Annotated in this window: 20 protein-coding genes, 1 tRNA gene and 1 pseudogene; 15 read left to right on the top strand and 7 right to left on the bottom strand. The window is 63.4% G+C overall.

Going from position 1 to position 20,315, the window contains the following annotated elements; translation table 11 throughout:
- Window positions 1–140 precede the first annotated feature (140 nt).
- The 3 genes and pseudogenes from EN861_RS22845 to EN861_RS22855 all read left to right on the top strand — a co-directional run.
- The gene (locus EN861_RS22845) at window positions 141–1,394 is read left to right on the top strand and encodes an alpha/beta hydrolase (RefSeq protein WP_245512091.1); all 1,254 of its coding nucleotides are present in this window, start codon (window positions 141–143) and stop codon (window positions 1,392–1,394) included.
- Window positions 1,395–1,498: 104 nt separating this feature from the next.
- Window positions 1,499–2,518 (top strand): DUF4105 domain-containing protein, encoded by a 1,020-nt coding sequence (locus EN861_RS22850; protein ID WP_135865694.1) that lies wholly within the window; start codon window positions 1,499–1,501, stop codon window positions 2,516–2,518.
- 145 nt (window positions 2,519–2,663) lie between these two features.
- A pseudogene (locus EN861_RS22855) lies at window positions 2,664–2,787 on the top strand (IS3 family transposase); the annotation flags it as partial.
- A gap of 159 nt (window positions 2,788–2,946) precedes the next feature.
- On the opposite strand, the gene EN861_RS22860 reads toward EN861_RS22855, so the two are convergent.
- Window positions 2,947–3,036 (bottom strand) — tRNA-Ser (locus tag EN861_RS22860).
- 372 nt (window positions 3,037–3,408) lie between these two features.
- Here EN861_RS22860 and EN861_RS22865 point away from each other — a divergent pair.
- From EN861_RS22865 to EN861_RS22875, 3 genes are all read left to right on the top strand, one after another.
- Complete coding sequence (locus EN861_RS22865) at window positions 3,409–4,128, top strand: DUF2569 domain-containing protein (protein ID WP_245512085.1); 720 nt, start codon at window positions 3,409–3,411, stop codon at window positions 4,126–4,128.
- 130 nt (window positions 4,129–4,258) lie between these two features.
- On the top strand, window positions 4,259–4,582 hold the full coding sequence (locus EN861_RS22870) for a hypothetical protein (protein WP_135865698.1): 324 nt from the start codon (window positions 4,259–4,261) through the stop codon (window positions 4,580–4,582).
- A 251-nt stretch (window positions 4,583–4,833) separates the two neighbouring features.
- Window positions 4,834–5,823, top strand: coding sequence for a BMP family ABC transporter substrate-binding protein (locus EN861_RS22875; RefSeq protein WP_127280664.1), 990 nt, complete (start codon window positions 4,834–4,836; stop codon window positions 5,821–5,823).
- A gap of 62 nt (window positions 5,824–5,885) precedes the next feature.
- Here EN861_RS22875 and EN861_RS22880 read toward each other — a convergent pair whose 3' ends face one another.
- Together EN861_RS22880 and EN861_RS22885 are read right to left on the bottom strand one after the other, a co-directional pair.
- On the bottom strand, window positions 5,886–6,284 hold the full coding sequence (locus EN861_RS22880; protein ID WP_135865700.1) for a hypothetical protein: 399 nt from the start codon (window positions 6,282–6,284) through the stop codon (window positions 5,886–5,888).
- 22 nt (window positions 6,285–6,306) lie between these two features.
- Window positions 6,307–6,513, bottom strand: a complete 207-nt coding sequence (locus EN861_RS22885; protein ID WP_123151274.1) for a SlyX family protein — start codon at window positions 6,511–6,513, stop codon at window positions 6,307–6,309.
- 216 nt (window positions 6,514–6,729) lie between these two features.
- On the opposite strand from EN861_RS22885, the gene EN861_RS22890 reads away from it, so the two are divergent.
- Genes EN861_RS22890 through deoA form a run of 6 tightly spaced genes read left to right on the top strand, consistent with a single transcriptional unit; the run spans window position 6,730 to window position 12,993 of the window.
- Window positions 6,730–8,262: an ABC transporter ATP-binding protein gene (locus EN861_RS22890; RefSeq protein ID WP_127869965.1), complete on the top strand. Its 1,533-nt coding sequence runs from the start codon at window positions 6,730–6,732 to the stop codon at window positions 8,260–8,262.
- Window positions 8,259–9,398: an ABC transporter permease gene (locus EN861_RS22895; protein ID WP_127280035.1), complete on the top strand. Its 1,140-nt coding sequence runs from the start codon at window positions 8,259–8,261 to the stop codon at window positions 9,396–9,398. Before EN861_RS22890 ends, EN861_RS22895 begins: the two co-directional genes overlap by 4 nt.
- A gap of 1 nt (window position 9,399) precedes the next feature.
- Window positions 9,400–10,371, top strand: a complete 972-nt coding sequence (locus EN861_RS22900) for an ABC transporter permease (RefSeq protein WP_127280034.1) — start codon at window positions 9,400–9,402, stop codon at window positions 10,369–10,371.
- Between the two features lie 53 nt (window positions 10,372–10,424).
- Complete coding sequence (gene cdd / locus EN861_RS22905) at window positions 10,425–10,817, top strand: cytidine deaminase (RefSeq protein ID WP_127280033.1); 393 nt, start codon at window positions 10,425–10,427, stop codon at window positions 10,815–10,817.
- Between the two features lie 47 nt (window positions 10,818–10,864).
- Window positions 10,865–11,674 carry a purine-nucleoside phosphorylase gene (locus tag EN861_RS22910; RefSeq protein WP_127869966.1) on the top strand — a complete coding sequence of 270 codons (810 nt, stop codon included), beginning with the start codon at window positions 10,865–10,867 and terminating at the stop codon, window positions 11,672–11,674.
- Window positions 11,674–12,993, top strand: a complete 1,320-nt coding sequence (deoA, locus tag EN861_RS22915) for a thymidine phosphorylase (RefSeq protein ID WP_127280031.1) — start codon at window positions 11,674–11,676, stop codon at window positions 12,991–12,993. The genes EN861_RS22910 and deoA overlap by 1 nt, the downstream gene beginning before the upstream one ends.
- 7 nt (window positions 12,994–13,000) lie before the next feature.
- Here deoA and EN861_RS22920 read toward each other — a convergent pair whose 3' ends face one another.
- From EN861_RS22920 to EN861_RS22930, 3 genes are all read right to left on the bottom strand, one after another.
- Entirely contained in the window at window positions 13,001–13,564 is a 564-nt protein-coding gene (locus EN861_RS22920; RefSeq protein ID WP_135865702.1) for a TIGR02281 family clan AA aspartic protease, read from the bottom strand.
- Between the two features lie 225 nt (window positions 13,565–13,789).
- Window positions 13,790–14,419, bottom strand: coding sequence for a uracil phosphoribosyltransferase (upp, locus tag EN861_RS22925; RefSeq protein ID WP_095199484.1), 630 nt, complete (start codon window positions 14,417–14,419; stop codon window positions 13,790–13,792).
- A gap of 149 nt (window positions 14,420–14,568) precedes the next feature.
- A complete protein-coding gene (locus EN861_RS22930; RefSeq protein ID WP_135865706.1) occupies window positions 14,569–15,543 on the bottom strand; it encodes an adenosine deaminase in 975 nt (324 codons plus the stop codon).
- Window positions 15,544–15,677: 134 nt separating this feature from the next.
- Between EN861_RS22930 and ubiE the strand changes: the two genes are divergently transcribed.
- From ubiE to coaBC, 3 genes are all read left to right on the top strand, one after another.
- A complete protein-coding gene (gene ubiE, locus EN861_RS22935) occupies window positions 15,678–16,454 on the top strand; it encodes a bifunctional demethylmenaquinone methyltransferase/2-methoxy-6-polyprenyl-1,4-benzoquinol methylase UbiE (RefSeq protein ID WP_127280961.1) in 777 nt (258 codons plus the stop codon).
- A 70-nt stretch (window positions 16,455–16,524) separates the two neighbouring features.
- On the top strand, window positions 16,525–18,099 hold the full coding sequence (gene ubiB / locus EN861_RS22940) for a 2-polyprenylphenol 6-hydroxylase (RefSeq protein ID WP_135865708.1): 1,575 nt from the start codon (window positions 16,525–16,527) through the stop codon (window positions 18,097–18,099).
- 83 nt (window positions 18,100–18,182) lie between these two features.
- A complete protein-coding gene (gene coaBC, locus EN861_RS22945) occupies window positions 18,183–19,649 on the top strand; it encodes a bifunctional phosphopantothenoylcysteine decarboxylase/phosphopantothenate--cysteine ligase CoaBC (RefSeq protein ID WP_210235193.1) in 1,467 nt (488 codons plus the stop codon).
- 61 nt (window positions 19,650–19,710) lie between these two features.
- Here coaBC and EN861_RS22950 read toward each other — a convergent pair whose 3' ends face one another.
- Window positions 19,711–20,292, bottom strand: a complete 582-nt coding sequence (locus tag EN861_RS22950) for an invasion associated locus B family protein (RefSeq protein ID WP_127869972.1) — start codon at window positions 20,290–20,292, stop codon at window positions 19,711–19,713.
- Between the last annotated feature and the right edge of the window lie 23 nt (window positions 20,293–20,315).

The raw sequence follows: 20,315 nt of genomic DNA on the forward strand, positions 1-20,315 counted from the left end.
CGCCATGCATTTGCATCAAGTATCAAAGCGGGGCTGCTTTCGAGCCGTGCATTCGCTTGGGGACAACTTCGAAACGGGAGGGGAGTTTGGGAAATTGTTTTGTGAGCCTATCCAAAGTCAGGCATGTCAGCAGCGTTTTGTTGGCGTCGGCTTTGGCTGCCCTGTTGTGGGGGTGCGCGTCCCGTCCGACGAATGTGCTGTTGCCAGTGGCCGAAACGTCCCCTTCGGCGAGCAAGGTGGAGATGTTGGTGGCGACGACCCGCAGTCGTTCCTCGAATCCGGCTGAGATGTTTACGGGCGAGCGCGGATTGGCCCCCTCGTTCGCGGAAATTACAGTGTCGATCCCTCCGGCATCGGTTCGCAAGGTCGGCGAGGTCGCGTGGCCCAAGAAACTTCCATCAAACCCGGCAACCGATTTCGCGGTCGTTCAGACCGACGATTTGACCGTCCAGACAGCGAAGGGATGGCTCCACGCATCTGTCAGGAAAAGCCGGGACCATAGTGTTTTGGTCTTTATCCATGGTTTCAATAACCGATTCGAAGATTCGGTTTATCGTTTTGCGCAGATCGCTCACGATACAGGCACCGACAGCGTGCCGATCCTGGTCACCTGGCCCTCTCGTGGGAGCGCACTTGCCTATGGATATGACCGCGAAAGCACCAACTACACCCGTGATGGCCTCGAACTGTTGTTCCAGTTTCTCGCGCGCGATCCTGACATAAAGGAAGTCTCGATCCTCGCCCATTCAATGGGTAACTGGCTTGCGCTGGAAGCCTTGCGCCAGATGGCTATCCGCAACGGCGGCCTGCCGGCGAAATTCAAGAACGTCATGCTGGCTGCCCCTGACGTCGATGTCGACGTGTTTCGCACGCAAATTGCCGACATGGGCAAACAGCACCCCCAGTTCACCCTTTTTGTTTCGCAGGATGACCGCGCGCTGGCGATTTCAAAACGGGTCTGGGGCGATATCCCGCGGCTCGGTTCAATCAACCCGGAGCAGAGCCCATACAAAGAGGAATTCGCGAAAAACAATGTAGTGGTCATCGACCTGACCAAAGTCAAATCCGGAGACAAGTTGAACCATGGCAAGTTCGCCGAGTCACCCCAGACCGTCCAACTGATTGGGGCTCGAATTGCCGGCGGCCAGAATCTCACCGACAGTAGAGTTGGCCTGGGCGACACGATCATTCAGGCAACGACCGGGGCGGCAGCAGCGGCGGGCAGCGCGGCGGGGCTGGTGATCGCGGCACCCGTGGCAGTGATCGATCAGAACACCAGGGAGAACTACGGCCGTCAGGTCAACGCTCTCGCAGGTTCCCAGAACAGCCAGAAAGCGAAGGCTGGCAAGAATTGCGTTGTCTCCTCTCCGACTATCCAAGATTGCAGGAAATAGCCATTCGGCGAAGCCAAGTGGCAGTACTGAAGCCGATGAAGGACAGACCATACGCATCTGCAGGAACGACGCTGCGTTCCGTCCGGCTGAAAAGGGGGGAATGAATGCGTGGCGTCGCGCGAATCTCAATTGCGATCATCCTTTCACTAGTCGTTACAATCTTGACCGCCTGGGCCGGCCTTGCCATGTGGTACCGCCTGCCTTTCGCGGAGCCCGGACGGGCAGTGGCCTGCATCCTGTTCATCTTGTTCGGCTTCACCATCATCATCGCGCTCTTCAGCCGGATCCGCTTCCGGGCGCTCGCAGTGTTTGTGGCTGCGTTTGCTGCGGTTCTGGTTTGGTGGAGCACCATCAAGCCTTTGGCCCACGCCGCCTGGGCGCCCGATGTCGCCCGTCAGGTAACCGGCACCTACGACGGAAATCGGTTGACGTTAAAAGACGTGCGCGCCTTCGAATGGCGCAGCGACACCGATTTCACCGAACGCTGGACAACGCGGACGTACGATCTCTCCAGCATCCAGACCGTCGACCTCTTCATGTCTTATTGGTCTGGGACCAAAATCGCTCATGTCATCATGAGCTTCGGCTTTGCAGGAGGTGACTATCTTGCTTGGTCCATCGAGGTGCGGCGGCGTCGCGGTGGCGAGTTTTCGCCCATAGCAGACCTGTTCAAGAGCAATCCCCTGGTCATTATCGCGGCCGACGAGCGTGACGTGGTCGGCGTCAGGTCGAATGTACGGGGAGAGGACGTCCAAATCTATCGACTAAAGGCGTCGCCTGACGCAGCCCGGACGCTCCTTCTGGAATATCTCTCTGACGCAAATGCGCTTTCCGCGGCTCCAAAATTCTACAATTCCATCACGACGAACTGTACGACGACGATCGTCAAGATGATGCGAGCGGTCGGTGACGTGGTCCCTCTCGACTGGCGCCTAATCGTCAACGGCTATCTGCCCGATTATGCCTATGCACGGGGTGCACTCGACACCCGCATGCCATTGTCAGACTTGAGAGCACTAGCCCACATCGACGACCGCGCGCGGAAGTCAGGCCTTTCGCCAGACTTTTCAAGACTAATCCGTATTGGCGTGCCGTCTCCGTCTCGAAGCGGGTACGCCCCTTGAAGTGCTATATCTCGATTGTCGAAACTGAATCAGTAGGCCAGATGTCGGCCTAAAGAAGCTGCTGAAGCGATGCGGAATCGCGTCCCCGCCGCAGGATACTGGAACAAAGTTCGTGTCGGAAAGAAGGTGCCCGCATTACCCAAGGCGCCACCGCGGCGGCCGCAAACGGGCGATCGGGACTAGAGCGCCGATGCTGGTGCCGCTGAGTGCCGACGAGCGCTGACTTCGTATCGGACCAGCCCACCGACGGGCGCCGCTTCCGCATCATGATCTCGATGAGTCCAAGATATCGTTTTATGATGGGAATGGCGCCCCGGCCGGATGTCTCATGCCGTCGCAGCTGCCTAAATCAATAGCATCCTGCATGATGGGTTCTTTGGCGGGTAAATTCTGAAATTCACTATAAGTTGTTGATTTTTTTGAAGATATGGCGGAGAGAGCGGGATTCGAACCCGCGTTACGGTCTCCCGTAAACACACTTTCCAGGCGTGCGCCTTCAACCACTCGGCCACCTCTCCGTCCTTGCATTTTTCGCGACGGCCGGTTTCGCCGCGCGGGTTGGGGACAATGCAGTCCCTTCAGGGAGCCGGTACGCGATATCAGCGCCGTGGGTGCCGCCAACCAGCAAGCACCTTCCCCTCGCACCTGAGCCGTCAAAGCAACAGGCGCGGGGCTCATCTAGTCGATCCCGCGCCGAATGCCAAGCCATAACGGCAGTCTATTCGCTTTGCCGGCCACACAGTGCTTCGCGAGGCCGCCGCGGCATCCGTTTCGAGGTGCCGACGCCCCGAATGATGTGCACAGGCAAGGCCGCAAGACCGGCCGCGCTTGACTTCGCCGCCGGCCACCTGTCGAGTGACGCTGAGGCTTTGCGGGGGCATCGTCCGGACATGACATCAAGCAGTGAACAACCGGGTAGCGGGCAGGCGCCAGTCGGGCGGCCAGGCAACGACCTGTCTTATGTCCCGGTGGGTTGGCTCATCTTCGTCATGGCGTGGTCGGTCTACGGCCTGGCCTCGGCCTGGTGGCTGACCGGCGACTCCGGCCTGCCGGACAGGATCTTCTATTTCCTCCTTGGCGGGCTTGCCGTCGACATCATCACCATCCTGTGGGGGCTTTACCTGCTCGGCCTTGCCTTTGGCCGCTCGGCGCGCTTCCCGCGTCAGTTCATCATCTGGCAGGTGGCAACCATCGTCTGGGTGCTGGCGAGGCAGGCCTATGTGCTTGCCGTGCCCGATTTCGTCTTCTCCGCCAGGAGCCAGTTCATCGGCGGCGCCGAAATCGCCATCGGCCTGCTCTGCATCTATCTGCTGCGCCGCGGCTCCGGCGCCGAAGGCGTCTATGCCAGGCCGCCGACCGATGCGCCGTCGGTCTTCGTTTCCATCGTCGCTGCCTTGCTCGGCATCATCCTGGGCGCGGTCATCGGTGCGGTTGGCGGCTTCCTGGCTGGCTCGGTGATTGCCGATGTCGCCGAGGTCAGTTGCTTCGAGGGCGGCTGCGGCTACTTCGCCGCCTTCATCGGCTTGGCCGGGCTGGTGGTCGGCGCCATTGCCGGCGGCATCCTTGCCGTCTGGCTCGTTCACCGCCGCGGGCGCAGGCCAGTCGCATAGGGTTCAGCAAGCGCGAACCTTCAAATTCGCGTATCGCGATTGCGGACAAACCGCACGCATTCTATTTCTGGTTCGGGACATGTGCCGGAGGCTCCTGGTCAGCTCCAGGATGAACCGGGGGAGAGCCTTGATGTTTCGCTTCGTCTTTCGTCTTGCGGCCATGGTCGCGCTGTCGGTTTCCGTCATCATGGCGGTGCTCGACACGACGCGCACGGTGGCGGCTTCGGCCCTCGTGCTGACCCCGCTCAACGCCAGCTGGCTGGCTGTCTCGCCGGACACGCGGGCGGCCTTCGAAACCTATGTCCGCGCCAAGGCCAGTCCGCTGCTGTGGGATGGCGCCGTCGCCTGGGTGCTCAACCAGCCGGGCTTTGCCGTCTTCGCGGTGCTGGCCTTCCTGCTTTACGCCATCGGCTACCGGCGGCAACGGCGCACGGGACAGTTCGTCGCGAACTGACCCATCGGCATCGCCCGCGCCATTCCGGCCACCTCCTGACGGCTTGCGCGCAAGGATCGGATCGCGGCGCGGCGTGCCCATGGCATGCTTTTCCAAAAGGTCAAAATTCCGCGTGAATTTTGTTTCGGGCCGTGCCAGATTGCCCGGGAGCGGGAGGGGAATACACTCCTGGCTAACGTCGTTTGCCTGCCGGAGAACCGGGCAGACAGGCGGTGCGCAACGGAAAAAATAACCGACAGGGTGTGGATCACATGAAACGTATCGTTCTCGGCCTCCTGGCCGCAACCGCAATGGTTCTTCCGGCTTTCGCCGCGGATGTCCAGCCGGCCATCCTCTATGATCTGGGCGGCAAGTTCGACAAATCCTTCAACGAGGCGGCCTACCACGGCGCCGAGAAATTCAAGACCGAGACCGGCGTTGCATATGTGGAGTTCGAAGTGTCGAACGCCTCGCAGCGCGAGCAGGCGCTGCGCCGCTTCGCCGAGGACGGCCGCAACCCGATCGTCATGGCCGGCTTTGCCTGGGAGGACGCCCTCAAAGCGGTCGCAAAAGATTATCCCGACCTGAACTTCGCCATCATCGACGATGCCGTCGACCTGCCCAACGTCCGTTCGCTGGTGTTCAAGGAGAATGAAGGCTCCTATCTCGTCGGCATCCTGGCGGGGATGGCCTCGAAATCCAAGAAGGTCTCCTTCATCGGCGGCATGGACATCCCGCTGATCCGCAAATTCGAATGCGGCTATGTCGGCGGCGCCAAGGCGGCAGGCGCGACCGATGTCATCCAGAACATGACCGGCGACACGCCGGCTGCCTGGAACGACCCGGCCAAGGGCGGCGAGATCGCCAAGACGCAGATCGACCAGGGCTCCGACGTGGTCTACGCCGCGGCCGGCGGCACCGGCGTCGGCGTGCTGCAGGCGGCGGCTGATGCCGGCAAGCTCGGCATCGGCGTCGATTCCAACCAGAACGGCCTGCAGCCCGGCAAGGTGCTGACCTCGATGATGAAGCGTGTGGACGTCGCCGTCTACAATGCCTTCATGGACGGCAAGAACGGCACCTTCAAAGGTGGCGTGCAAAATCTCGGCCTCAAGGAAGGCGGCGTCGACTACGCCATGGACGACAACAACAAGGCGCTGGTGACCGACGAAATGAAGGCGGCGGTCGAAAAGGCCAAGGCCGACATCATCGCCGGCAAGATCCAGGTGCACGACTACACAGCCGACAACGCCTGCCCCTATTGATCGGCGGCACCATACGGCAATGACTGGAACCGCCGGGCAACGCCCGGCGGTTTTGTGTCGGCCTACAGCTTGCCGGCGAGATAACCCAGCGCGAAGGCCGCGATCAGTGCCATAGCGACCACGTACCCACGCCGGCCGCCCAGCGCGTGCACGCCAACGCCGTACGGCTGTCGGGACAGGCTTCGGATCACTGTCGGCGGTTTGGCATCGTTGCCGCCCAGGCCAACGCTGCGCATTTGCGGCAATTCGGCGAGGCGTTGCGTGACCAGCGCCCAATGATTGGCGCCGGCTGGTTTTTCGGCACGGTCGAAAACATGCATGCGTTCGGCGAGTTGCACCACCGCGTCGCGGAAGGCAGGGTCGATCTCGAGGTCGCGCTCGGCCCGCTCGCGCTCGGCATCGTTCATCAGGCCGAGCACATAATCGCCGGCCCTTGCGATGCGGTCGCTTTCACCGGCCATGGCCAGGACCCTCCCCTTCTCCTCACCAGTGTGGCGGTTTGGTCACCGGCACATCCGGTGCCGCCTGCTCTTCAAGGGCCAGGAAGCGGTCGGTCAACGCATCGAGCTTGCGCTGCATGCGTTCGATCACCTTCCACTGCTCGGCAATCTGGCCCGACAGTTCCTCGATGGTCTTCTCCTGCTCGGCGGCGCGGATTTCCAGCGTCGTCAGCCGGTCGGCGGGCATGATCATGCAAAGTCCCCAGTTCGTACCGCGACACCTTGCGCCGCAACGTCAAATCGACCTCGCCATATTAGCGAATGCGAGAGCTTCGGCCACGTTCGAAATTGACAAGCGCGCGCGGATTTGTCGAGAGTGGACGCTGCTCCGGACAATTGGCATGGGCGGAGCGTCATGCTAGGCATTTTGACCAAGCGATAAAAAAATAAGAGTGGGACAGGCTGCATGGCGCAAGCCGCAATCGAACTGACAGGCATAAACAAGAGTTTTGGCGCGGTGCGCGCCAACCGCGACATCAATCTGGAGATCGCGCGCGGCACTATTCACGGCATCGTCGGCGAGAACGGCGCCGGCAAGTCGACGCTGATGTCGATCCTCTACGGTTTCTACCAGGCCGACAGCGGCGAGATCCGTGTCGGCGGCAAGCCGGCGTCGATCAAGACCCCCAACGACGCGATCGCGCTCGGCATCGGCATGGTGCACCAGCATTTCATGCTGGTCGACAATTTCTCGGTGCTGGAGAACATCATCCTCGGCGCCGAAACCGATGCGCTTCTGAAGAGCAGCATCGCCAAGGCGCGCTCCGAGCTTGACCGGCTGGAACGCGAATACGGGCTGGAAGTCGATCCCGATGCGATCATCGAGGAACTGCCGGTCGGCCTGCAGCAGCGCGTCGAAATCCTGAAGGCGCTTTATCGCGGCGCCGAAATCCTGATCCTCGACGAGCCGACGGGCGTCTTGACCCCGGCCGAGGCCGACCACCTGTTCCGCATCCTCAGACAGTTGAAGGAACAGGGAAAGACGGTGGTATTGATCACCCACAAGCTGCGCGAGATCATGGCCATCACCGACACCGTGTCGGTCATGCGTCAGGGCACGATGGTGGCGACCCGGGAGACCAGGAAAACCACCGTCGAGGAGCTGGCCGAGCTGATGGTCGGGCGGCGCGTCTTGCTCCGGGTCGAAAAGGGCGACGCCGAGGCCGGTGCCGTCAAGCTCGCGGTCAAGAACCTGACGGTCAGGGATTCCCGCGGCGTCACCATGGTCGACGACGTCTCCTTCGACTTGCGCGCCGGCGAGATTGTCGGCATCGCCGGCGTCGCCGGCAACGGCCAATCCGAATTGCTCGAGGCGATTTCCGGCATCAGGCACGCCGTTTCCGGTTCCGTGATGCTCGAGGGCAAGCCGATCGATCTCACCGGCAAGGCCGATCCCGGCGAATTGCGTGACCGCGGCCTCGCCCACGTGCCGGAAGACCGCCATCATGTCGGGCTGGTGCTGGCTTTCGAGGAAAACGAGAATTCCATCCTCGGCTACCACGACGATCCCCGTTACCTCAGGGGACCGTTCCTCAACATCGACGCCATCATGGCCGATGCCAAGGACAAGATCGAGAAATACGACATTCGTCCCGGCAATCCGCGCCTGAAGACGGCCAATTTTTCCGGCGGCAACCAGCAGAAGATCGTGCTCGCGCGCGAAATCGAACAGGACCCCGGCGTGCTGATCGTCGGCCAGCCGACGCGCGGCGTCGATGTCGGCGCCATCGAATTCATCCACAAGCGCCTGATCGCCATGCGCGACCAGGGCAAGGCGGTGCTGGTGGTCTCGGTCGAACTCGACGAGATCCGTTCGCTCTCCGATCGCATCCTGGTGATGTTTGCCGGCCGCATCGTCGGCGAGCGCGGCCCCGAGGCGACCGAAGGCGAGCTTGGCCTGCTGATGGCCGGTGTCGAGCATCAGGAGGCCGCGCAATGAGCACGCCTTACGCCAAATTGCCGGCCTGGGCCGACTACGGGCTGATCCCGCTGATCAACCTGTCGGTCGCCTTCATCGTCGCCGGCTTCGTCGTCATGCTGGTCGGCGAAAACCCGTTCCGCGCCGCCGTCATCCTGGTCGAAGGCGCCTTCGGCAAGGGAACGGGCATCGCCTTCACCCTCTTCTATGCCACGACCTTCATATTCACCGGGCTTTCGGTGGCGGTGGCGGCACATTGCGGCCTGTTCAACATCGGCACCGAGGGCCAAGCCTACATCGCCGGCCTCGGCATCGCCATCGTCTGTCTTTCCTTCGACAGTACACTGCCCTGGTGGCTGACTTTTCCGCTGGCCATCGTGGCCTCGGCGCTCGTGGGCGCGTTGTGGGCGTTGATCCCCGCCTACCTGCAGGCCAAGCGCGGCTCGCACATCGTCATCACCACGATCATGTTCAACTTCATCGCCGCCTCGATCATGGTCTACCTGCTGGTCGGTCCGCTGAAACCGGCAGGGTCGCAGGCGCCGCAGACGCGCAACTTCCTCGCCGGCGCCGAACTGCCGAAGCTCAACTGGATCATCGAACTGTTCGGCGCCAAGATCCGCTCGGCCCCGCTCAACATCTGCTTCCTGCTGGCGCTGGCGATGGCCTTCCTGGTCTGGCTGCTGATCTGGCGCACGAGGCTCGGCTACGAGATGCGCACCTATGGCCACAGCCCGAAGGCGGCCCGCTATGCCGGCATTTCGGAAACGCGCATCATCATCACCGCCATGATGATCTCCGGCGCGCTGGCCGGCATGATGGCGCTCAACCCGGTGATGGGCGACCAGCACAATGTCGCGATCGACTTCGTCTCGGGCGCCGGCTTCGTCGGCATCGCGGTGGCGCTGATGGGCCGCCTGCATCCGGTCGGCATCGTGCTGGCGGCGATCCTGTTCGGCATGCTCTACCAGGGCGGCGCCGAACTCGCCTTCGAGATGCCGGCGATCAGCCGCGACATGATCGTCATCATTCAAGGCCTGGTCATCCTTTTCGCCGGCGCGCTGGAGCACATGTTCAGGCCCTATATCCAGGCTCTGTTCGCCTCGTTCAGCCCGAAATCGGTGGGCATGCAGGCTGTCAACGGGAAGGGCGCCTGAGATGGACATCTTCAACGCAATCATCCAGGTGCTGGACTCGACCATCCGCCTGTCGGTGCCGCTGCTGCTTGCCTGCCTCGCCGGCCTCTATTCGGAGCGGGCCGGCATTTTCGACATCGGCCTCGAAGGCAAGATGTTGGTCGGCGCCTTCGCGGGGGCTGCCGCGGCTTCCGTGTTCCACTCGGCGCTTATCGGTCTCGGCATGGCGGTCCTGATCTCTGTCGCTTTCGCGCTGGTGCACGGCTTTGCCTCGATCACCCATCGCGGCAACCAGATCGTTTCGGGCGTGGCGATCAACTTCGTCGCCGCCGGATCGACCATCATCCTCGGCCAGGCCTGGTTCCAGCAGGGTGGCCGCACGCCGGCGCTGCAACCCGGCGAGCGGTTCGAGGCGATCATCTGGCCTGGCGCCGACGCGGCCAGGGACGTGCCGATCATCGGTCCGATCTATGCCGAACTGATCTCCGGCCATTCGATCCTCGTCTATTTCGCCTTTGCGATGGTGCCGTTCACCTGGTGGGTGCTGTTTCGCACGCGCTTCGGCCTCAGGCTGCGCGCGGTCGGCGAAAATCCGGCCGCGGTCGACACGGCTGGCATCTCGGTCGCCTGGCTGCGCTATCGGGCGCTGATCTGCACCGGCATCCTGACCGGGTTCGCCGGCGCCTATCTTTCGATGGTGCAGAATGGCGGCTTCGTGAAGGACATGACGGCGGGCAAGGGCTACATCGCGCTGGCCGCGCTGATCTTCGCCAAATGGAAGCCGGTCAACGCCATGTTCGCCTGCCTGCTGTTCGGCTTCCTCGATGCGGCGTCGATCCGCCTGCAGGGGACACCGCTGCCCATTGTCGGCAAGGTGTCGGTGCAGTTCATGCAGGCGCTGCCTTATGTGCTGACCGTCATCTTGCTCGCCGGCTTCATCGGCAAGGCCATCCCGCCGCGCGCCGGCGGCGTGCCTTACGTCAAGGAACGCTAGGACAAGACTCCCCACGCCGGGTTTTGGACACGATCATCGGAGAGAACACCTGAATGTCGCATGATCTGTTCGAAGCGGCCAAGGCCGCCATGGCCAAGGCCTATGCGCCCTATTCGAAATTCCCGGTGGGTGCCGCCTTGCGCACCGAGGACGGGCGCGTCTTCACCGGCGCCAACATCGAGGTCGCCTCTTATCCCGAGGGCTGGTGCGCCGAGACCACCGCGCTTGGCCACTACATCATGGGCGGCGGCGGCAAGATCGTGGAAATCGCCGTCCTTGCCGAACGCATGGCCAAATGCTCGCCGTGTGGCGGCTGCCGTCAGCGGCTGGCCGAATTCTGCCGCCCGGAAACGAAACTCTACCTCTGTGACAACACCGGCGTGGCCGAGACCGTGACCATGGGCGACATGCTGCCCTATGGCTTTCGCGGCGATATCCTCAAATGACGCGTTGGCTCACATGCAAAGCTGGCTCAAATGAAGCGTAGGCCGAGATGACGGAAAAAGCGCTGGACCATCTTATCGAAAGGCTGGACGGCCTGGCGCCGTCGACCGCGCTGGTGCTGGGTTCGGGGCTGGGCGACCTTGTCGACCGGATCGAGGATCCCATCCGCGTCTCCTATGCCGCCCTGCCCGGCTTTCCCAGAAGCGGTGTCAGCGGCCATGCCGGCGAAGTGGTCGCCGGGCTGTTTGCCGGCGTTCCGGTGCTGATGCTGTCCGGCCGCGCCCACTACTATGAGCATGGCAACGCCGCGGCGATGCGTCCGGTGCTGGAAGTGCTTGCCGGCATCGGCATCACAAAACTGATCCTCACCAACGCAGCCGGCTCGGTCGATCCGGACATGCCGCCGGGCTCGGTGATGCTGCTCACCGATCACATCAACTTCTCCGGCACCAATCCGCTGATCGGCGAGCCGAGCGACCGCCGCTTCGTCGGCCTGACCGAAGCCTACGATGCCGGCATCCGTGACGCGATCGAACGCGCGGCCAAGGCGACGGGCACAGCGCTGCACAAGGGCGTCTATATGTGGTTCTCAGGCCCCTGCTTCGAGACGCCGGCCGAAATCCGCATGGCGCGCATCATGGGCGCCAACGCCGTCGGCATGTCGACCGTGCCGGAAGTCATTCTCGCCCGGTTCCTCGGTCTGCGCGTCGCCGCCTGCTCGGTCATCACCAATTTGGCCGCCGGCATGACCGGAGCCGAGCTTTCGCACCAGGAAACCAAGGACATGGCGCCGGTTGGCGGATCGCGGCTGGCAACGGTGCTGCAGCGCGTGTTCCGTGACGGGCTGCTGGAGAGCTGATGCTTCCACAGGAAATCATCCGTCACAAACGCGACGGCCACAGGCTGGCGCCTCACGAGATCGCCGCCTTCATCGACGGCGTGACGTCGGGCACCGTAACCGACGGCCAGGTCGCGGCCTTCGCCATGGCGGTGTTCTTCAACGGCATGAACCGCGACGAGGCCGTGGCGATGACGCTTGCCATGCGCGATTCCGGCGACGTGCTCGACTGGTCGGATTTGCCAGGCCCCGTCACCGACAAGCATTCGACGGGCGGCGTCGGCGACAATGTCTCGCTGATGCTGGCGCCGATCGTCGCCGCCTGCGGCGCCTATGTGCCGATGATCTCGGGCCGAGGCCTCGGCCATACCGGCGGCACGTTGGACAAGATGGATGCCATTCCCGGCTACACCAGCCAGCCCGACATCGCGCTGTTCCGCAAGGCGGTGCTGGAAACGGGCTGCGCCATCATCGGCCAGACCGCTGATCTGGCACCCGCCGATCGCCGGCTCTACGCCATCCGCGACGTGACCGGAACCGTGGAGTCGGTGCCGCTGATCACGGCATCGATCCTGTCGAAGAAGCTCGCGGCGGGCCTGCAATCGCTGGTGCTCGACGTCAAGGTCGGCAACGGCGCCTTCATGGAGAAATCCCGTGATGCGACCGCGCTCGCCAACAGCCTGGTCGAGGTCGCCGGCGGCGCTGGGCTGAAGGTCTCGGCGCTGATCACCGGCATGAACGAACCGCTGGCCTCGGCCGCCGGCAATGCGGTCGAGGTGCGCAATGCCGTCGATTTTCTGACCGGCCGCTTGCGTGACCGGCGGCTGGAGGATGTGACGCTGGCGCTTGCCGCTGAAATGCTGCAGTCGGCGGGGCTGGTATCGTCCAACCAGGACGGCATGCGTCGCGCCACCGAGACGCTGGCCAGCGGCCGTGCCGCCGCCACCTTCGCGCGCATGGTGACCGTGCTTGGCGGTCCGGCCGATTTCATCGAGAAGCCGGAAAAATACCTGCCCGAGGCGGCAACGGAATTCGCCGTCAAGGCGACGACAGAGGGTTTCGTCACGAATATAGCCACCCGCGACATCGGCCTCGCCGTGGTCGGGCTGGGCGGCGGGCGCACCCGGCCCGACGACAAGATAGATCCCGCCGTCGGCATCACCAGGCTGCTGCCCATAGGCGCGGAAGTAAAAGCCGGAGACGCGCTAGCGCTGATCCATGCCCGCTCACCGTCCGATGCCGAAGCGGCAGCCGCGGCGGTGCTTTCAGCCTATGCGATCGGTGCTTCGAAGCCGTCCGCCGACAAGTCGGTCATCCGGCGGATTCTGCCGCGCGGCTGACTGCACCCTACTGAACCAACAGCAGCGTGCCGTTCTCGGCCTGGTATTTGCCGAGCCGATTGAGAAAACTCATACCGATCAGGTTGGTGCCCAGTGCCTTGTCGTCGAGCACGATCGCCTGCACTCCGTCGACGCTGATGCTGCCGATCTGCAGGCGGTCGATCATCACCACGGCTGCCTTGATGGTGCCGTTGGCGGTGTTGACCTCGTGGCTGAAATCGGAGGGATTGAGCGACAGCCCGATCCGGCGTGCCGTCGACATATTGACCGCCACCAGCGTCGCACCGGTGTCGATCATGCCGTCGACCTGACGGCCGTTGAGCCTGAAGGTGGACGAAAAGTGTCCGCGCCCGTCCGCCGCAACCACGACCTTGCGGCCGGTTGGCAGCGGCGCCACCGGCTTGTCGGGAACGGACGCCAGGCTGACCTCGGGTTGCGTCTCCGCCCCGGGCTTGGCCGTCACAGCCGATTTCAGCAGGTTTTCGAATATTCGCGGATTCGACTGGTAGACAACCGGGATCGATGCCGACGCACCGGCAAAGACGCTGAGAATAAGAAGCTTGCGCAGCATGGATCGGCCTCGCCGCATGACCCCGAAAATCGAGATCGATTTTCGGAAAGGCTCATGCGCAAAAAACAAAGTGCTACAGCGTCCTTTTGTGCGTCCGAATGGAGACACGGCGCTGTAGTGAGAGCCGATTCATTAGCGCTGGATGGTGTTTGCCGCTTTAACGCGTGCCGAAACCGCGTCTTTGCGTAAACATTTGGTAAATCATACCAAGCACTTTGCTTGGTATTACTTCGTCCCGTACATGCGATCGCCGGCGTCGCCGAGACCAGGCATGATGTAGCCCTTCTCGTTGAGCTGGCGATCGATGGACGCGGTGAAGACCGGGACATCCGGATGTGCCTTGGTAAAGCGCTCGATGCCTTCGGGCGCCGCCAGCAGGCACAGGAAGCGGATGTTGGTGGCGCCGCGCCCCTTCAGCTTATCGATGGCCGCGATCGCCGAATTGGCGGTCGCCAGCATCGGATCGACGACGATGACCAGCCGGTCGGCGAGATCGCTCGGCGCCTTGAAGAAATATTCCACCGCCTCCAGCGTTTCGTGGTCGCGGTAGAGGCCGATATGGGCGACGCGGGCCGCCGGCACCAGATCGAGCAGACCTTCGAGCAGGCCGTTGCCGGCGCGCAGCACGGAAGCGAACACCAGCTTCTTGCCTTCCAGCGTCGGCGCTTCCATCTCCTCGATCGGGGTCTCGATGGTGGTGGTGGTCAGTTCGAGGTTGCGGGTCACCTCATAGCCGAGCAGCAGCGAAATCTCGCGCAGCAATCGCCGGAAGCCGGCGGTCGATGTCTCCTTCTTGCGCATGATGGTCAGCTTGTGCTGGACAAGCGGATGGTCGACGACGGTGACGCCCTTCATGATGTTCTCCTGATGCGGTGTCGCCCGAAACCGCGCGCATGGACCCTTTCGGACCTGTCGCGCTTCAAGCTGCTTGGGCGAACCCTAGCGGTATTGGACCGGCCAAGGAACCGCTTGGCCCGCATCGACCACAGCTTTGTCGGAAGAAATCAGCGAGCGGCGCTGTTCAGCCGGCCAAGAAGCGCTGCTTTGGTCTTGCGGTCGACGAAAGCCGCCTCGATAGCCGTCCTGGTGACCGCGGCGAGCGCTTTCTCATTCATCGCGAAATGCTCGGCGGCGATGTCGTATTCGCGCTTCAGCGAGGTCCAGAAATAGGGCGGGTCGTCGGAGTTGAGCGTCACCTTGCAGCCGGCCGCCTGCAGGGCCGGAAACGGATGATCGGCGAAACTGTCGAACACCTTGAGCGCGATGTTGGAACCGGGGCAGCACTCCAGCACGACGCCCTCGTCGGCGATGCGCCGGACAAGGTCGGGGTTTTCGATGGCGCGCACGCCATGGCCGACGCGCGATGGGCGGATATGGTCGAGTGCCGCCTGGACGGTCTCCCAGCCCGTCAGTTCGCCGGCATGGATGGTGATGCCGAGCCCCGCCTCGCGGGCGATCTCGAACGCCCTGACATAGTCTTCCATGTCGCCCATGCGCTCGTCGCCGGCGACGCCGAAGCCGGTGACCAGCGGATGGCCGCAGCGCGCCGCGAAGCGTGCCGCCCGCTCTATCGATTCAACGCCGACATGGCGCACGCCGGTGACGATCATGCGGCCCTCTATGCCGGTCTTGGCCTTGGCGCGCAGCATGCCTTCGCCGAGCGCGTCGGTGTAGGCCTTGGGTGACAGCCCGGCTTTCGTCGCGTGGTCCGGCGAGGTGAACACCTCGGAGTAGATTGCCCCGTCGCGGGCCAGGCTGGTCAGATAATGGTCGGCCAGCCGCGCATAATCCTCCTCGGTCCGGAACAGGTCGGCGGAAAAGTCGTAGGCCGCCAGAAAGGAGGTGAAATCGTGCCAGACGAAGGAACCGTTCTGGATATAAGGCGAGGTATCCTTGCCGTATTTCTGCGCCTGCCGGATGACGAGCTCGGGCGCCGCTGCCCCTTCAATGTGGCAGTGCAGTTCCGCTTTCAAAGGCATTCAAACATCCCGTCGGTCAGTCCAGGTCTTGAAAACCCACCACCTGGAAGCGCGGCTGAACACCGCGCCTTAAACAATAGCGCCCGCATCATCGATCGGCTATGGTCCCGCCGGTTTTATGACGGATCAAAAAAATGTCAGTTGAGAGAACCACGGCCGCCGGCGGCATGGAAACCTCCTATGGTTTCAAGCGTGTAGGGGAAGGCGAGAAGCAGTCCCTGGTCAACGATGTTTTCCACAAGGTCGCCAACCGCTACGACCTTATGAACGACCTGATGTCAGGCGGCCTGCACCGGCTGTGGAAGGACGCCATGGTCGCCTGGCTCAATCCGCCCAAGCGCGCCGGCTGGCGCGTGCTCGATGTTGCCGGCGGCACCGGAGACATCGCCTTCCGCATCGTCGATGCCAGCCATGGCCATGCGCATGCCACCGTGCTCGACATCAACGGCTCGATGCTCGCCGTCGGCCGCGACAGGGCTGAAAAGAAGAGATTGTCCGGCAACACCGACTTCGTCGAGGCCAACGCCGAGGAACTGCCGTTCCCTGACGCCAGTTTCGACGCCTACACCATCGCGTTCGGCATTCGCAACGTCCCGCATATCGACGTGGCCCTGGGTGAGGCGTTCCGTGTGCTGAAGCCCGGCGGCCGCCTCCTGTGCCTGGAGTTTTCCGAGGTCGAGATGCCGCTGCTCGACAAGGTCTACGAAGCCTGGTCGTTCAATGCCATTCCCAAGATCGGCAAGATGGTCACCGGCGACGGCGAGCCCTATTCCTATCTGGTCGAATCGATCGCGAAATTCCCCAATCAGCAAAACTTCGCGGCGATGATTTCCCGCGCCGGCTTCGAGCGCGTCTCCTTCCGCAACTATTCCGGCGGCATAGCGGCCCTGCATTCGGGCTGGAAGCTTTGAAGCCGTCGCCCATCTCCTGCACGCGACGCGCCTTGCTCCAGTTCGATGAACCGGTGGGGCGGACGCGGCCATGAGCACCGTCAGCGCGGGATTCCGGCTCATACGGGCCGGTTGGGTGCTGGTGCGCGAGGGCGTCGTCGCTGCTCTGCCCGGCGAGGAACTGTCCGGCCTGCCCAAATTCGGCTGGCGGCTGGCGCGGCTGTTCACCCGCCGCCGCGCGCTCGCCTATGAGCGCAGCGATCGGCTGGCGAAGGCGGTGGTCCGGCTCGGCCCTTCCTACGTCAAACTTGGCCAGTTCCTGGCGACGCGGCCCGATGTCGTCGGCAACGACATGGCGCTCGATCTCGCCATGCTGCAGGATAAAATGCACACCTTCCCGAAGGCCGAAGCGATCGCGGCCATCGAGGCCTCGCTCGGGCGCAAGGTGGGCGATCTCTATGCGCGGTTCGGCGATCCCGTTGCGGCCGCATCCATCGCCCAGGTGCATACCGCCGACACCATGCATGACGGCGTGGCCACCCAGGTGGCGGTGAAGGTGATCCGGCCGGGCGTTCGCCGCCGCTTCTTCCACGATCTCGAAAGCTATTTTCTCGCTGCTCGCCTGCAGGAAAAATACATCCCTTCCTCGCGCCGGCTGCGGCCGGTCGAAGTGACCGAGACGCTGGCCCAGACCACCAGGATCGAGATGGACCTGCGCCTCGAGGCGGCGGCACTCTCCGAACTCGGCGAGAACACCAGGGATGACCCCGGCTTCCGTGTCCCAACCGTCGACTGGGAGCGCACCGGCCGCGACGTGCTGACCATGGAATGGGTCGACGGCATCAAGATGAACAACATCGCCGGCCTCGAAGCCGCCGGCCATGACCTGAAGGCGATCGCCGCCAACCTCATCCAGTCCTTCTTGCGCCATACGCTGCGCGACGGCTTCTTCCATGCCGACATGCATCCGGGCAACTTATTCGTCGAGGCAAACGGCACCATCGTCGCCGTCGATCTCGGCATTGCCGGGCGCCTCGGGAAGAAGGAGCGCCGCTTCCTCGCCGAAATCCTCTACGGCTTCATCACACGCGATTATCTGCGCGTCGCCGAGGTGCATTTCGAGGCCGGCTATGTGCCGCGCCAGCACAATGTCTCTGCCTTCGCGCAGGCGATCCGTGCGATCGGCGAGCCGATCCACGGCCAGCCCGCCGAAACGATTTCGATGGCCAAGCTTTTGACGCTGCTGTTCGAGGTGACCGAACTCTTCGACATGGCGACGCGGCCTGAATTGATCCTGCTACAGAAGACCATGGTGGTGGTCGAGGGCGTGGCGCGCACGCTCGACCCGGCCTTCAACATGTGGAAGACCGCCGAACCGGTTGTCGGCGGCTGGATCGCCGGTAACCTCGGGCCGCGCGGTCTTATGGTGGATGCCCGCGACGGAACCAAGGCGCTGCTGGCGCTGGTGCGCCAGGCACCGGAGCTTGCGGCGCGCACTGACCGGCTGTCACGCGAAATCGACCTGATGGCGGAGCACGGGCTGCGCTTCGACGAGACCACCGCCCGCGCCATCGGCAAGGCCGAGGCGCGCTACAGCCGATCCGGGCGCGTGGCGCTGTGGGTGATCGCGCTGACGCTGGTCTATATTGCCTGGAAGCTGCTTTAGGCCGCCGAGGGGGCCAGCGGCTTGCGGCAGTTTGATTGCATTGCTATCATCGCTATCAGACAAGATGAGTAGAGTGCAATCATATGGCCAGCATCACCATCCGCAACCTTGACGATGAGGTCAAGGAACTGCTGCGCCGGCTGGCGGCGGAAAACGATCGCTCCATGGAAGAACAGGCGCGGGTGATGATCCGGGCCGCTGTCGACGGCCAGATCGGCCCGGTAGGCCGTCTCGACCAGATCGAGAAAGCCCTCCACGAACTGGCCAATTCGCAAGGCACCCCGGCGTCAGCCTTGGCAGGCAAGAGCTTGCCGCGAGGCACGCTTTCCAACAAACGCATTCTGCTGATCATCGGCGGCGGCATCGCCGCCTACAAGGCGCTCGACCTGATCCGCAGGCTGCGCGAGCGTGGTGCGGCGGTGCGGGTGGTCATGACGTCGGCGGCGCGGGAATTCGTGACGACGCTGTCGGTCGGCGCGCTCTCCGCCGACCATGTCTTCACCGACCTGTTCGACCGCAACGATGAACACGATGTCGGCCACATCAGGCTGTCGCGCGAAGCGGACCTCCTGGTGGTGGCGCCCGCCACCGCCGACCTGATGGCCAAGCTCGCCAATGGCCACGCCAACGATCTGGCCTCGACCGTGCTCATCGCCACCGACAAGCCGGTGCTGATGGCCCCGGCGATGAACCCGAAGATGTGGTCGCATCCTGCCACCCGCCGCAACCGCGCGACATTGGGCAAGGACGGCATCGCCTTCGTCGGCCCCGCCAAGGGTGAGATGGCCGAGAGCAACGAGGCCGGCGAAGGTCGCATGGCCGAACCGCTGGAGATCGTCGCAGCGGTCGAGGCGCTGCTCGATGCCGGCCCCAAGCCGCTAGCGGGGCGCAAGATCATCGTCACGTCAGGCCCGACACACGAGCCGATCGATCCCGTGCGCTATATCGCCAACCGGTCGTCCGGCAAGCAGGGCCACGCCATCGCCGCGGCATTGGCAAGGCTCGGCGCCGACGTGCGCCTCGTCACCGGCCCCGTCGCCATTGCCGATCCGGCCGGGGTGAAGACCGTCCATGTCGAACGGGCGCAGGAGATGCGCGACGCGGTGGAACAGCTTCTGCCCGCCGACGCCGCGGTGTTCGTCGCCGCCGTTGCCGACTGGCGCACCGAGAATTCGGCCGGCGAGAAGATCAAGAAGGCCGCGGGCGAAGGCCCGCCGATGCTGCGCATGGTCGAGAACCCCGACATCCTGGCGGGCGTCGGCCACCACAAGCAGCGACCAGGCCTGGTCGTCGGCTTTGCGGCCGAGACACAGGATCTCTTGCGCAATGCCGAGGCCAAGCTCAGGAAGAAAGGGGCCGATCTCATCGTCGCCAACGATGTGTCGCATACCAGCGGTATCGGTCCTTCAGGTGTGATGGGCGGCGATCGCAACCGGGTGCGGATCGTGTCGAAGGCCGGCGTCGAGGAATGGCCTGAAATGACCAAGGACGAAGTGGCGGCGCGGCTCGCCGCGCTCATCGCCGAGCGGTTGAAAACGATCATCGTCTGACAAGTGTCGGCGCAAGCATTTACCGCCAACACCCTGTCGCTTGCGGTGACGGTCTAAGCCGTCAGTTGGCCAAAAGCTCCGCGGTGCGGGCAAGCGCCCCACCGAAGCCGTTGAGCGGAATGGAAAAGCTTACGACTTGCCCCGTATCCGCCGCGAACGCATCGATCTTGAGCGTGGTGCCGTTCTTGAGCAGCGGCGTGACATTGGCATCGAACGCCACCGGCACGAGGCAGCCGACCACCTGGCAGGTGTTGAACGGCAGGCTGCCGTCGAGCTTCTGGTCGTCTATGGTCAGCGTGACGCCCTTGGCAAGCGCCAGGCCGAACGGCAGGGCAAGGGTTCCGGTCGCATCCTCGCCGGTCTTGCTCGACAGCTCGATCGCCAGCAGCCGCTGGTTGCTTTGCTTGTTGAACTGCTGGTGCGACAGGCTACAGACCTTGTTGGTGCCCGATATCTGGCAATTGACCGTCCAGTCGCCATGGGTTTCGGACAAGGCCGAAGCGCCGCCGGGCAGCTGCGGCGCGTCAGCCGCGGCGGGCGGCGTTGCCGTCACCTTGTCGCTCTTGGTTTGCGCCGCCATGGCCGGCAGGCCTGCGATACAGGCAGCACCCAGCACGGCTGCGAAATACGCGTATTTCCTCATCAAGATCTCTCCCGCCGGGCTCC

Origin of the sequence: Mesorhizobium sp. M8A.F.Ca.ET.218.01.1.1, assembly GCF_004791165.1 — a bacterium.
GTDB lineage: Bacteria > Pseudomonadota > Alphaproteobacteria > Rhizobiales > Rhizobiaceae > Mesorhizobium.

Bases quoted from the DNA above. Each gene is read 5' to 3' on its own strand.
- EN861_RS22850 (WP_135865694.1), top strand. From the start codon at position 1,499: ATGCGTGGCGTCGCGCGAATCTCAATTGCGATCATCCTTTCACTAGTC.
- EN861_RS22865 (WP_245512085.1), top strand. From the start codon at position 3,409: ATGACATCAAGCAGTGAACAACCGGGTAGCGGGCAGGCGCCAGTCGGG.
- EN861_RS22870 (WP_135865698.1), top strand. From the start codon at position 4,259: ATGTTTCGCTTCGTCTTTCGTCTTGCGGCCATGGTCGCGCTGTCGGTT.
- EN861_RS22875 (WP_127280664.1), top strand. From the start codon at position 4,834: ATGAAACGTATCGTTCTCGGCCTCCTGGCCGCAACCGCAATGGTTCTT.
- EN861_RS22880 (WP_135865700.1), bottom strand. From the start codon at position 6,284: ATGGCCGGTGAAAGCGACCGCATCGCAAGGGCCGGCGATTATGTGCTC.
- EN861_RS22890 (WP_127869965.1), top strand. From the start codon at position 6,730: ATGGCGCAAGCCGCAATCGAACTGACAGGCATAAACAAGAGTTTTGGC.
- EN861_RS22895 (WP_127280035.1), top strand. From the start codon at position 8,259: ATGAGCACGCCTTACGCCAAATTGCCGGCCTGGGCCGACTACGGGCTG.
- EN861_RS22900 (WP_127280034.1), top strand. From the start codon at position 9,400: ATGGACATCTTCAACGCAATCATCCAGGTGCTGGACTCGACCATCCGC.
- cdd (WP_127280033.1), top strand. From the start codon at position 10,425: ATGTCGCATGATCTGTTCGAAGCGGCCAAGGCCGCCATGGCCAAGGCC.
- EN861_RS22910 (WP_127869966.1), top strand. From the start codon at position 10,865: ATGACGGAAAAAGCGCTGGACCATCTTATCGAAAGGCTGGACGGCCTG.
- deoA (WP_127280031.1), top strand. From the start codon at position 11,674: ATGCTTCCACAGGAAATCATCCGTCACAAACGCGACGGCCACAGGCTG.
- EN861_RS22920 (WP_135865702.1), bottom strand. From the start codon at position 13,564: ATGCTGCGCAAGCTTCTTATTCTCAGCGTCTTTGCCGGTGCGTCGGCA.
- upp (WP_095199484.1), bottom strand. From the start codon at position 14,419: ATGAAGGGCGTCACCGTCGTCGACCATCCGCTTGTCCAGCACAAGCTG.
- EN861_RS22930 (WP_135865706.1), bottom strand. From the start codon at position 15,543: ATGCCTTTGAAAGCGGAACTGCACTGCCACATTGAAGGGGCAGCGGCG.
- ubiE (WP_127280961.1), top strand. From the start codon at position 15,678: ATGTCAGTTGAGAGAACCACGGCCGCCGGCGGCATGGAAACCTCCTAT.
- ubiB (WP_135865708.1), top strand. From the start codon at position 16,525: ATGAGCACCGTCAGCGCGGGATTCCGGCTCATACGGGCCGGTTGGGTG.
- coaBC (WP_210235193.1), top strand. From the start codon at position 18,183: ATGGCCAGCATCACCATCCGCAACCTTGACGATGAGGTCAAGGAACTG.
- EN861_RS22950 (WP_127869972.1), bottom strand. From the start codon at position 20,292: ATGAGGAAATACGCGTATTTCGCAGCCGTGCTGGGTGCTGCCTGTATC.